Raw genomic sequence first — 14,060 nt, forward strand, 5'->3', positions numbered from 1 at the left:
TGGTTAGTTGGCTCGTCAAGAACTAAAAGATTTGCTTCTCTATTCATTAACTTACAAAGACGAACCTTTGCATTTTCTCCTCCTGATAAAACTCTCATTTGGCTTGTTATATGATCTCTTGTCAGTCCACATTTAGCAAGAGCTGCTCTAGCCTCTTGATTTGTAAAGTGTGGAAACTCATTCCATATTTCATCAAGAGCTGTTGTAGTTGTAGCAATCTCTTCTTGCTCAAAATATCCAACTTCTAAAAACTGTCCATGTTCAACCTCTCCTGAGAAAGGCTTTAACTTTCCAAGAATAGTTTTTAAAAGAGTAGATTTTCCCAATCCATTTACCCCTTTAATAGCTATTTTTTGGTTACGTTCTATTGTGAAATTTAATGGTTTTGTTAAAGGTTCATTGTAACCAATAACTAAATCTTTTACAGTTATAACCTCTCTACTTGGAGTACGAGCTTCTTTAAATTCAAAAATTGGTTTTGGTTTTTCTCTTGCCATTTCAATTATTTCCATTCTATCTAACTTTCTTTGACGATCTTTAGCAAGATTTGTCGTTGCAACACGAGCTTTATTTCTAGCAATAAAATCTTTTAAATGCTCAATCTCTTTTTGTTGCTTTTTATATGCTTGTTCCAATTGTCTTTTCTTTAACTCATACATCTCTTGGAATTGGTAATAATCTCCTGTATATCTTGTTAAAGTTCCCGAATCCATATGATAGATTACATTGACTACTGAATTTAAAAAATCTATATCGTGAGAAACTAAAATAAAAGCATTCTCATAATTTTGTAAAAAGTTTTTAAGCCAAGCAATATGATTTTCATCCAAAAAGTTTGTAGGCTCATCTAGTATTAATATCATTGGATTTTCTAATAAAACTTTTGCAAGTAAAATTTTTGCTCTCTGTCCACCAGAAAGCTCTGTTACATCTTTCTCTAAACCTATATCCATAAGACCAAGTCCTGCTGCATACTCTTCAACCTTAGAATCAAGTGAATAGAAATCCCCACTTTCTAAAATAGTTTGAATCTCTCCAACCTCTTCCATTAAAGTATCCATCTCTTCAGGTGAGCAGTCTGCCATTTTATCATATAAAGCCATCATCTCTTTTTCAAGCTCAAACATATGATTAAAAGCACTTCTTAAAATATCTCTTATAGTTTTTCCTTTTTCCAAAGTACTATACTGATCCAAATATCCTGTTGTAATATGATTACACCACTCTATTTTTCCTTCATCTGGCATAAGTTTTCCTGTTATAATATTTAAAAATGTTGATTTTCCCTCTCCATTTGCTCCAACAAGTCCTATATGTTCCCCTTTTAATAAACGGAAAGATACATTGTCTAAAATTTGTCTAGCACCAAAACCGTGGCTAACACTATTTACATCTAATATACTCATTCAAAACCTCTCTATATTAAAATTTTTTATAATATATTTATTAAAATTTCTTTCAAATAAAAATTAAATATAATTTTTTTATAAAAGAAAAGCCCCAATTTAAGTTATTGAGGCTAAATTAAATCTTTACAATTATATCATAATTTTCATTAAAAATCAAAAATTTTATCTAAACAAACTTCTTTTTTATTTTACAATATATTCAGAAACTTTAATATCTTTTTCAAAAATTTCACAGAATGCTTTATTATCTTTTTCACATTGCCAATTTATTTTATAAATTTTATCAGCATTTTTCAATGAAATCTCATCCTTACTTATTTCTAATTCATTTTCTTTTAGTATATCTTCATATTTTTTATTTTTATCAGTTACAATTCCCCAAACCAAAGTTTTATTTTCTGGGTTTAATCCATACTCTACCCAAACTTTTAAGAAATATTTCCCATTATTTTTTTCTAACTCTATATTTATTTTTTCATCCTTAAAGAAAATATATTTTTTACCAAAAACTTCAATTTCCTTTGCAACTATCTCTATTTCTTTATCTAAAGAAATATTTTTTCCATCTACACTTACTTTTGGTATCTCTTCAAATCTTCTATTTAAAATTGTTGTATATATCTCTCCTGTTCCTGTTATATCAGTTTCAGCAAATAATACTCCCCAATCCAAGAAATACCAAGATTTTTTACTTGATAACTTTTCATTCCAGTTAGTATATTCCATTCCAACTACACCACAAGAACCAAATTTAGTTCCTCCGACCAATTTATTTTCTATATATTTTGTTTCAGAGTTTCTTTGAGCATCTATATTTTCCATATTCATTTTTATCTCAGTTGTTCCCGGCATAAAATGACTATCTATCTCATTCCAATAATTCTTATATTGTCCTAAATCTTCATCATAAAGAGTATATGCTCCATCTCCTGTAAACCAACCTCTTAAGTTTTCTCCATTCATTGCTTCATAGTTTCCAACTTTATATGAATGCATTGATATTCCTAGAGCATAATCCTCTGTTCTTTTCATTACTCTGTTCATATTATTGCAAATTATTAGTTGATCTTTATATGAAAAATCTTTCTCTTCTATTTCGTCCATAAATTTTTTAACTTCATTATAGAAAAATACAGAATTTTCATTTTCAAAATATTTATAGAAACTTTCTTTCTCTATCTCTCTTTTTATCATTTTTCCCAATTTTAATCTATATTTTTCTGGAGAATTTACAGATAATAAAAATAGAGAATTTAAAATCCTGTGTCCCATTACATGATCAAATAGTTGTTCTCTTACTATCCCTCTTCCATTTAAAAAGTCAGGGAATAATCCTTTATAAAAAAATGGTTCGAATCCTTTATCAACTATTTCATAAAAATTTTCTATTCTTGATAAATATCTTTCATATTTAGTATTTCCTACCAAATATAAAATCTCTCCTACACCACTTAAAAGGACTGCTCCATACCCTCCATTATAAGCTATACTTCCGTGTTGTATAAATGATCCATCTCTATAAAATCCATCTCTTTCTTTCAATTCGTCATCTTTTTTATATTCCCATACTTCTGGTAGAGCTTCTAATGAATCTATAATTTCATTTTCATCTTCTAATAAAACTCCTCTTAAAAATGAAATTTTTACTGTATCAGTTCTATTTCCACCTGTGGATACTCTTAAAGGATTATTGCTTGGGTGTAACGCTACTGGATTATTTCCTGAAAATCTTGAGTCTGGTTGAAAATATTTTGTAGTGGAAAGTATTTTTTCCATCAGTGTTCTATCCATTTCATCTTTTAATAAAATAAAAATATCATTTATACGAAGAGGTATCCCAATCTCCCATTGCCACCAGTTTGTATGTTCTCTAGCCTCTTTATTGTAGAAAAATTTTTCTCCAGCTTTTAATTGTTCCATGATTAAAAGAATAATCTCATCTTTTAAATAACTTTTAGTTCCTTTAGTTTTATAAGCCTTTGTCAATGTTAAAATATCTTCATAAAACTCTTTCATTAAAGGAACACTATTTATTATTTTTTCATAGTTAGTATTTCTTAATTCAACACTTTCTTCAACTATTCTTTTACTTTCTTTATTAAAATATTCAATACTTTGTACTGTTCCAACTCCATTGCCTATCAGATATGTTTTTCTTCTCTCTGCTATAATTTTATTATCCATATTTCCCCCTCATACTCTTTGATAATTATATATGGCAATAGGCGATTATCATATCCCTATGAACTAATCGCCTAAAATTTTTTTATTATTTTACATTAAAATTCTTCTTAATTTTAAAACTTCTGTTGCTCCATTATTTCTTAAGTTAATTTTAATATTTGTAACTCCGTTTCCTGTTTTAACTTCTACATCTTTTGTTGAACTTTCATCTAAAGTATAGTTTCCATCTAGTTCAAACTCTGAATTATATTTTGCTAATTGTGTTGGATCAGCTAAGTATAGCACTGCTGTTCCCTCTGAATGATTTTCTTCTAATACAACTGATGCAGTTGAGAATGATTTTATTTTTTCAAATTTCATTGGAGAATCTTTCCAGAAATGTATTCTTGTTAGATTATTTTCCTCATCCTTCATAGCAAATATATTTTCATTCATCTCTTTTATATTAAATTGAGAGATATCATATTTAGCCACTTCACTAGGAGTGAACATTGGTAAAATTACATATGAATATTTATCATTTTTAGGATTTTCTTTGTGATTGATATAAATAGTTACATATTTTTTTACTATCTCATCTGTTGAAGTTCCACCTATTTTTTTCCAATTTCCTTTTCTCTCTTCAAATTTAATAACAACTTGAGGTGCCTCTATTATTTTATAACCAATATTTTCGTTCTTGTAATTTTCAGAGAAATTGATCACAAGATTTTTTGGATTATCAATAACTGTATCCTCTTTTATCTCTTTACCATCTACAAATAGTTTTCCAGAATTTAATATTCTATTATCTATTGTTGTATGGATTTCTCCTTCAGTTCCTTTTATATTATATCCTGTTACAAATACTCCTCCATCTTCCTTCATTAGATAAACTTTTTTAGCTTCTAACTCTTTATTCCAAGAAAGCATATCCATTCCAACAAAAGCTTCTTTAGTATTTACTCCTCCTACCCAAGATTTTGGTGTAGGCATTCCTCTTCTCTCTCCACTTTTATCTGCTCTAAATTTTAAAGAGTTTGTTACACCTGAAAGATGATACATATCCACAGTTGGCCAAAACTCTGTATAAGCTTTCGAATCTTTTCCATAAATATATGTCATTCCCTCTCCAGTAAACCAACCTTGAACATTTTCTCCATTCATAGTTTCAAAGTTTGCTATTCTAGAAGAGTGCATTGATAAAACAACTGCTCCACCTTTATTGTTTTTACTAACAACTCTGTCCATAGCACCGAATATTTTATTTCCTACTGTATTTTCTACTTTTACATTTTTATCTTCAACTATTTTTTTAAGTATTTCTCTAATAGTTCTTGAACTTGTTCCAGCTATTACATCTTCTGAATTATTTGAAAGTATAGTTGTTTTTACAAGTGATTGCATCTTTGTTTTAAATTCTTCTGGAGCTCCCTCTGATAAAAGAGCAACAGTTCCTAAAACAGTTTTTCCACGCTCTAAGTCACTTGATCCATTTCTTGAAATAGATCTTCCACTTACAGAATCATTTATTCCACCATTGATAAATAAATATGAATATCCTCTTAAAATAGAATCATAGATATTATTTAATCTCTCATCATTTTTTTCAAACTCTGTATCTTTTACAAGATATAAAATTTCCCCTACACCACTAAATAATACAGCTGCATATGTTCCATTATATGCTACATTTCCATGTTGAACAAAAGATCCGTCTCTATAAAATCCATCTTTTTTTGTTACATACTCTCCAACTTCTACTAAAGCATCTAAAGCATATTTTACTTGAGCCTCATCATTTAAATTTATTCCTCTCATAAAAGATATTACAGATGTATCTGTTCTATTTCCACCAGTTGAAACTCTTTTATCAGGACTTGACGAATAAGATGCTGTTGGACTCATTCCACTGTATTTTGCATCAGGTTGGAAATATGCTGTTGCACCTAAATATTTTTCCTTCTGCTCTTTTGTTAATCCATCTCCCATTAACATAACAATATCATTTACATCTTTTGGAATTCCTATCTCCCATTGCCACCAGTTACCTAACTCTTTAGCATCTTCATGATAACCTTTTTCATAGATATAGTCCATCGCATCTACAACTACATTTTTTATATCTTCGTTTTTATAATATTTACTTCCTTTTGTAGCATAAGCTTTTGCTAATACTTTGACTTCTCTGTAACTATTGTTTATTGTTACTCCACTTGTCATATCCTCTTTTTCTGAAAATAAATATTTTTTATTTTTTTCTTTATTTATTTTATCATAAACTGTTTCTGCATATCTCTCATTAGTTTCAATTAATTCTTTTATTTCTGGACTTTTTATATTATCCTTTTCTAATATCCCAGTTAAATACTCTATTCTTCTTGTTTTTATTTTTGCAATATCATCTTTTATTTTTTCTGCAAAAGATGATATAGATAATATCATTGTTAATATAAATACCATTAATTTTTTCATTTCTTTTTATTCCTCCTTATTAAAAACTATATGTAAATCCAATAGATGGTCTTAATGAATATGTTCTTGTTTCAGTTCCATTTTTTGGATCTCCAGCTTTAACATTTTTTGCTTTTAATACTAGTAAATCTGTTCCTATAAATCCTGCTAGTCCTTGAGCTATTGGTTGTGAGTATTTTACCGTATATCTTGTTTCATAACTCTCCCCTGTGATATTACCATCATTCAATGTGTAGAAAGCTCCATGTCCTAAAGGTATTCTTGCAGATAAAAGAACACTTGCTCCATTTCCAAAATAATAAGTAGCTGAAGGTCTTAATTGATTTAAATTATATTTATCAGATGAGTTTACTGTATCCCAAGATAAATTTCCTTTAGAATCCCAAACAGCTTTTCTACTATCTTTATCATACCAAGTATCATCTCTAAAGTAGTTTACTTTTAGTTGCCAACGAGGCATAAATCCAGTATATGTTAATCCCCATTCACTTTCTATTTTAAGATCTGTATTTCCTTCATTAGCTCCTCTATAAGTATATATTCCAGTAATTGTTGAGTTTCCCCCAAATATAAATCCATGTCCTAAATTATATTTTAAGTTTGGAGTAATTCTTAGTTGATGAACAGCATTTCTATTTCTATCCTCATATTTTTTACCTGTATTTATAGGTGATGAAGATTTTTCATTTCTATATCCAACATTTAAACCATAAGTTCCTCTTGAATATGTATCTATCCATTTAACTTCTCCATGAATTCTTTGCCCTTGTTTTCTTCTTTCATTTTTATCAAGAGATTCAATCATTCCTGTCTTAGCTACATAAGTTTCAAAATAATATGAATATTTTGTCTTTTTATCATTTAAACTTAAAGCTAATTTTGGTTTTAACTGATAAGATGATGTATAATCACCACTTGAATGTTCTCCGTTTGGTAAATAGTAAGAACGATTTGAATCATCTGTTGTTTCTAAACTAGCTGTTAATGATCCACCCCATCTACTAGATTGATTTTTAGTATTTTCTATTTTATTTAAAATAGGTCCAATTATAAATGGATCTGATAATCTGTCCATTTTATATACAAATCCTGCTCCTCTTCTATCATTATCATATTCTGATGAAGCTACTTTAGTATAATCTGCAAAAATTGTAAAATCTTCTGTTAAATCTAAAGCTCCATTTAAAGAATAAGAAATAATATTCTCTCTTGTTGTTGTACCCACTTTATGATTTTTACCTAATGCTGATAACTTTAATTCTTTTCCACCTTTTATATTTCCAAGTTCTGTCTCATAACTTATATCAGCACCTATTCTATATTTTTTATCAAGTACATATCCATTATGTTGAGCTGTTAAACCTATATAAGGAACAACAGAATCATACATTTGCTCATTAACCGGAACATTTTTAATAGTTAAATTTTTATTTGCTGCATCTTCTTTTTGATCTGAATTTTCATTAATATTTCCTTGAACTATTTTTGTCCAGTTAATTCCACCATATGTTTTTATACTATTATTTTCATCATCATATAAATTATAAAATAAAGTTGTTCCTCCACCTAATCCAAATACTGGATATGTAGAATCATAAGTATAATTTATATCTTTTCCATCTTTAGCAAATTTAATATTTCTTGATACATTTGTATGAGAATAAACAAAGTTTACATTTGATAAAAGAGAAACTCTATCTGAAAATTCATGGTTGTAATATCCTCCTATATAGATATTATCCATTTTAGCAGAACCATTTTTACCATTTTCGAATTTTACATTTCCTTTTGCTCCTCCATATACAAATCCCATTGTTCCTTCTGGTGAAATTTGTTTTTCTGTAATCGCTAGTATTCCTCTTTCATCATAATCAACATCCATAAGTCCACCTATTTTATGTTTGTTGTTTATATATTTTACATCTTGCTCATACGAACCTAAAGGTTTCTCTCTTGTTTTATCTTTTTCTAATTTTCTATCTTTAACTGTATTTGATAAACTTCTTGAGTTTATTGCTACAAAATCAGCAGTATATCCATGTACTCCACCAGATAATTGAGTCATAGCATCATTAAACTCTTTTTCATTTAAAAGAGATAAAATAGCCATCCCTTTCTTAAAGTCTCCTTGAGCATTAGCTTCATTTTTATCTAATACGCTTCCAAAATCTTTTAATTGTGATTTACTAACTACATCTTTATAATCTTTTTTTGTAGCTATGATATTACCTTCTGAATTTGTTTTATAATTCCATACTGCTGTGTTATTAAAAACATTTTCTCCTTTTACTTCAACATTACCACCTAATATTTCACTTACATTAAATTCTTTTTCTTTATCTGAAATAAAAGCTATTTTTGTTCCATTATCTATAATTGTATTTCCTTGAATAACACCAGTAGAATTATCTTTTTTATTAGTTAAATCTACTATAATTTCTGATTTTTCCAAAGTTATACTTCCATTAGAGGCTTTATTAAGATTATTCTCTTTTATATATTTATCTGTTCCAGTATTATACTCTAGAGATATTCTTGAATTACTTACTTTACTATCTCCTTTTGAAATAATTTTTTCAAAATTATTTACATTTAAATCAGAATGATTTCCACCATCAAATAATAAAATATCATTTCCACTACTTTCTTTAGATTTACTTCCATTTATTTTTCCAATAATACTAGATCCTTCCTTTAATATTATTGTATTATCTGTATCTTTTCCTGTTGTTATTGCTACTCCATTTTTTCCAGCATCTATTTTTCCACTATTCTCTAATTTATTGTTCTTCCCTTTTGTTAAATCTATTTTTCCTATTACTTCTGAACCATTTTCTAGTGAAATTACAGTATTTTCTACAGTTCCTAATTCAATTGCCTTTCCATTAATTCCAGCATCTATTTTTCCACTATTCTTTATTTCATTATTTTTTCCAGCATATAAATGTATTCCTACAGATCCATTTTCTGCTTTAATTGTTCCTTTATTTTCTAATTTTGCTTTATTACTAGCTGTTCCAAACATCACAGCTTTAGCACCTTTTCCTGTTGCAATTATAGTTCCTTCTTTTTCATTAGAAAATATTCCACTACTTCCATTTAAATAAACACCTTTTGCATTATTTCCTGTTGCTTCTATTACTCCTCTATTTTCTGCTTTTCCTTTTCCTACTTGTACTCCTGTTGCATCCCCTACTACTTTAATTTTTCCCTCTTCTTTATTTATAAAATTAGCATTAGTATCAGCTAAATTTATTCCAAATCCTTTTTCAGTAACAACTATTTCTCCTTTATTTTCTGCTTTTCCTTTTGTACTTAAATTTATTCCAGTACTTCCACTTTTTACTTCCATTACTCCCTTTTCAGAATTTATAAAATTTCCACCTTGTGAAAATACTCCATTTGCTCCATTTGTCACTTCTATTTTTCCAGCATTTGTTGCAATAGAATTTCCTGAACCAAATTGTATTCCTTTTGCACCTTTTTTATCTACTTTTATTGTTTTATTATTTGTAAACTTCCCTGATGATGTTAAATAAACACCTTTTGCATTAGAATCATCTCCACCGTTAATAATAATATTATTATTATTTTCCGCAGTTCCTTTATCAACTTGTATTCCTGTTGATTCTTTTGAAACTTCTATTTTCCCATTATTTATTAGATAAGTTTTATCATTATTTTGTAATTGAACTCCTATACTTTTATCGTTTGTTTTTATTGTACCATTATTTTCTATTTTACCTTCATTTGTTAAAACTATCCCTTTAGAATCATCATTTAATTCAATCCTTCCATTATTAATAAAGTTTCCACCCTGCATACTTGCTGTTGTAATACCGTCTTTTACTTTTATACTTCCATTATTAACAAATTTACTATCTGAAGTTTTATCAATATTTACAAATCTTTCTACATCCTTATATTCATCTTTTGAAAGATTAATATTTAATTCCTCTTTCAAAGTTATTTCTCCATTATTTTTTATAGAAATCATTGTTTTATCATTTGGTTTTACCTTATTAAAGATTTCTTTTTGATTTGTTATCTCCAATGTTTTATTGTCAGCATATAATGTCGCTTGAACATTGATTTTTAACCCCAAAGTTATCATTGCTAATAAAAGCATCTTTTTTTCCCTATTAATCACTTTTGTTCTCCTTATATCTAGTATTATTTTTTATTAAAAAAGAGAGATTATATTTTTCAATTTATAAACTCTCTTTATTAAAACAATTTAATTTTATTAAGTCATAAATCTTTTGTATTATGTTATTTAGTATATCTTGTGGTATATCTTGGATTTTATCTTCGATTTCCCGTTATTCACTTAACACATATATTTTATTTGTTAATTTTTTGAATTAATTTTAAAACTTTTATGCTAAAATTATACAAATTAATAATATTTTTGTAAATCTTTATTATTCAGATGGAATAGTGAATATTTTTTTACTTTATTTCAATAATATTTTATTTCAAATATTAATTTAAATATAAAATTTTATTAACTTTAATAGAAATATTTTTAAAATTTTGATAATAAAAAATGATTATTTCATTTTTATTGAAATAACCATCTTTTACATAATATTTTAATTATTAATTCTATTGAGCCATAAATCTATCATATGCTTTCTTTTGAATTTCTTCAGATCTTTTTAAACCAATATCATTTAATCTCTTAATATAAGAATCCCATTCAGAGTCAACATCTTTAATTCCTAAAATCCAAATTTGTGCCATCTCTTCTGTTATATTACGAAGTTGTGCTTCTATTTTTAATAATTCTTGCATCTCTTCTTTTGTATATTTTAATACTGGCATAGGAGTTTTTATTACTCCACTCTCAACATATAATTCCATTGCCTCAACTGCTTCTTTATCAGCCCATTGCTTTTCATTTTCTGCATCTTGGAACATACCTAATCTATACTGAGCTCCACTTTCCCTTATAACTGCAAGAGGATTTTTTCCTTCTGGATTTTTTAAGACTTTATCAGTGTATTGAGGTTTACCATCAACCATTGTATAAGTATCTCCCTCAATACCAAAGTTCCATAATCTTCTTCCCTCTTCACTGTACCAGAAATCGAAATACTTAACTATTGATACTGGATCTTTAGCTTTATATCCTATTCCCCAACCTCCCATATAAGTTGGTCTAGCAAATGTTGTTTGTTTATTTCCTTTATATTCTGGTGGTAGAATTACTGAGAAATTAAATCCAGGTACTACATTTTCTAATTTTTTATTATATGATCCTGTACTTGCAAACCAGTCATTAGTGAATCCTCCTAAGTTATTACTTAACATATAATCTCTTGAAGAAAGTCCTCTAGTAAATACCTCTTGGTCTATAAGTCCTTCTTTATACCATTTTGCAAGTTCTTTCATAGCTTCTTTATATTCTGGCTGAACTGGTCCAAAAGCTGGTTCTCCACCTTTATCATACCAAGTTACTTCTGCCTTAAATATATCAGCAAGAGCCATTATTAATTTTCTGTTTACATTTCCTCTTAAGAATAATGGTACTTCATCTTGTTTTCCATTTCCATTTGGATCTTTTTCTTTAAAAGCTTTTAAAACTTCATGAAGTTCTTCTACTGTCTTAGGCTCTTCTAAACCTAATTTATTTAACCAGTCTTTTCTAATATAATATCCTTGAGTAGAACTTAATTTAAAATAGTCATTGTAATTTGGTATCATATAAATATGTCCATTTGCTGCCACAGCATCTTTTTTGTATCTTGGATTTTCTTCCCAGAATTTTTTAATATTTGGTGCATTTTCTTCTATTAAATCTTCTAATGGAAGAAGTCCACCCTCAACACCAAACTTTTCTAAAACTTCTGTAAGCTCATAAGCAATTATATCAGGAATTTTTCCTGAAGAAACCATTAAGTTAAATGATTGTACTTCATCACTTTGATTTTTTGAAGCTACCCCTTTTAATTTAACATTTGTTAACTCACTAGCTTTTTTAAATACTGGTAAATTTCCATCAAATGCTTTTCCTAAGAACACTCCAAAAACTGTAAACTCTTTTGATTTTTCAGAAATCATTGATCCTTCCAATTTTTGATTATTTTCTGTTGAAGTTTTTTCTTGTTGCCCCTTATCTCCACACCCAACTAGAGAAGAGGCTAATAATAGCCCAGCTATTAATGCTTTTAATTTCATCCTATTTCCTCCTAAATATATATTATCCTTTTACTGCTCCTAAAGTAACACCTTTCTTAAAGAATTTTTGAATGAAAGGATATACTATAAGAATTGGTATTAATGATAAAGCGATTACTGCATATATTATTGTTTGAGGAGAAGTTAAACTTTCTGGAGTTATCATTTGAGTTGCCTCTCCAGCCATATTCTTCTCAACAATAAGTTTCTTTAAGAAAACCTGTAATGGCGCTTTAGTATCATCTGTTAAAAGTATCATTGTCCAAAAATATCCATTCCATCTTGATACAGCATAGAATAAAGAAACTGTTGTTATTGCTGATGTTGAAAGAGGTAGGTATATTTTTGTTAAAATTTGTAATTGTGATGCTCCATCTATTCTTGCAGATTCTTCCAAAGATCTTGGTATAGCTTCAAAGAAAGATTTTAAAATAATTACATTAAATGTATTTATTGCGAATCCTAAAATTACACCTGTATAACTATTTATCATTCCTAAATCTCTTAGGTTTAAATATTTTGGTATCATTCCAGGATCAAACCACATAGTTACTACAACCATCATTGTAAAAAACTTTCTGAATTTTAATTCTGGTTTTGATAAAACATAAGCACCGCAAAGTGTAAAAAACATACTTGTTATTGTTCCAAAGAAAGTTATAAAAATCGAGTTTCCATAAGCTCTCCAAATTCCAGACAACTTCATAGCACTTATAAAAGAATTAAAATTAAATCCTTTTGGGAAAAGAACTACTGCTCCACTTTCAACAAGGTAAGGGTTACTTACTGATGCTGAAAATACATAAACAATTGGATACAAGAACATTATTGCAAAAATTGTTAGAAGTATGTAGTTCGCTATATAAAATATTTTTTCATCCATTCCAACTTTTATTTTATTTTTCATTTTTACCTCCAAAAATTACCACAAACTTGATTGAGTAACTTTTTTACTCCATTTATTAGCACTATAAACAAGGATACAACCAACAAAAGCATTAAATAATCCAACTGCTGTTGCAAGTCCAAAGTCTTGCATTAACATACCAGTTCTATAAACATATGTACTTATAACGTCTGCAGTCTCATATGTTGCTGGTTGATATAGTAATAATACTGTTTCAAAAGCTACGTTTAACATACTTCCAACTTTTAATACTAACATTACTACTATTGTAGGAATAATTGCTGGTATTGTTATATATCTTAATTGTTTGAATTTGTTTGCTCCGTCTATTTTAGCTGCCTCATATAATTGTTCATCAACTGCTGTTAGAGCTGCTAAATATATTACTGCATTAAATCCTGTTGTCTTCCAAATATTTAATCCTGTAAATATTCCTCTAAAGTATTCAGGTTTTGATAAGAAATAAACTTTTTCAAAACCAAGTTTTGCTAAGATCATATTTACAACTCCAGTACTTGGAGATAAAACATTTATTGTTATACCTGTTGCAACAACTATTGCTATAAAATATGGAATAAATGAAGCTGTTTGAACTATTGTTTTAAAATATTTATTTTTTACTTCATTTAACATTAAAGCTATTAATATAGCAAAAGGAAATTCTAGTGTTAAACTATATACATTAAGCATTAAAGTATTTTTTAAAGTTACATAGAAATATGGACTTGTTAAAAACTCTTTAAAGTTATCAAGACCTACCCAATCACTTCCACTTATTCCTTTAAATAAACTGAAATCCTTAAAAGCTATTAACAAACCATACATTGGTTTAAACATAAAGAAAGCATACCAAAGAATAAATGGTAAAAGTATTAGGTATAGCATTCTTTGATCTTTATTGAACCCTTTTATTTTCATTTTTA

At 27.9% G+C, this 14,060-nt stretch carries 7 protein-coding genes; all 7 read right to left on the reverse strand.

Features of this window, described 5'->3' with window-relative positions; translation table 11 throughout:
• Positions 1-1,406, reverse strand: a 1,406-nt coding sequence (locus Q1J48_RS02800) for an ABC-F family ATP-binding cassette domain-containing protein (RefSeq protein WP_300361051.1), incomplete at its 3' end; no start/stop codon positions are given.
• Positions 1,407-1,592: 186 nt separating this feature from the next.
• Positions 1,593-3,593 carry a polysaccharide lyase family 8 super-sandwich domain-containing protein gene (locus Q1J48_RS02805; RefSeq protein WP_300361054.1) on the reverse strand — a complete coding sequence of 667 codons (2,001 nt, stop codon included), beginning with the start codon at positions 3,591-3,593 and terminating at the stop codon, positions 1,593-1,595.
• Positions 3,594-3,683: 90 nt separating this feature from the next.
• Positions 3,684-6,047, reverse strand: a complete 2,364-nt coding sequence (locus tag Q1J48_RS02810; RefSeq protein ID WP_300361057.1) for a polysaccharide lyase 8 family protein — start codon at positions 6,045-6,047, stop codon at positions 3,684-3,686.
• A gap of 19 nt (positions 6,048-6,066) precedes the next feature.
• The gene (locus Q1J48_RS02815) at positions 6,067-10,197 is read right to left on the reverse strand and encodes a pectate lyase-fold domain-containing protein (RefSeq protein ID WP_300361060.1); all 4,131 of its coding nucleotides are present in this window, start codon (positions 10,195-10,197) and stop codon (positions 6,067-6,069) included.
• 458 nt (positions 10,198-10,655) lie between these two features.
• Positions 10,656-12,230, reverse strand: a complete 1,575-nt coding sequence (locus tag Q1J48_RS02820; RefSeq protein WP_300331213.1) for an extracellular solute-binding protein — start codon at positions 12,228-12,230, stop codon at positions 10,656-10,658.
• Between the two features lie 22 nt (positions 12,231-12,252).
• Positions 12,253-13,137, reverse strand: a complete 885-nt coding sequence (locus Q1J48_RS02825; protein ID WP_300331210.1) for a carbohydrate ABC transporter permease — start codon at positions 13,135-13,137, stop codon at positions 12,253-12,255.
• Between the two features lie 15 nt (positions 13,138-13,152).
• Entirely contained in the window at positions 13,153-14,055 is a 903-nt protein-coding gene (locus tag Q1J48_RS02830; RefSeq protein WP_300331207.1) for an ABC transporter permease, read from the reverse strand.
• Positions 14,056-14,060 lie beyond the last annotated feature (5 nt).

Source organism: Fusobacterium sp., from assembly GCF_029258315.1.
Taxonomy (GTDB): domain Bacteria; phylum Fusobacteriota; class Fusobacteriia; order Fusobacteriales; family Fusobacteriaceae; genus Fusobacterium_B.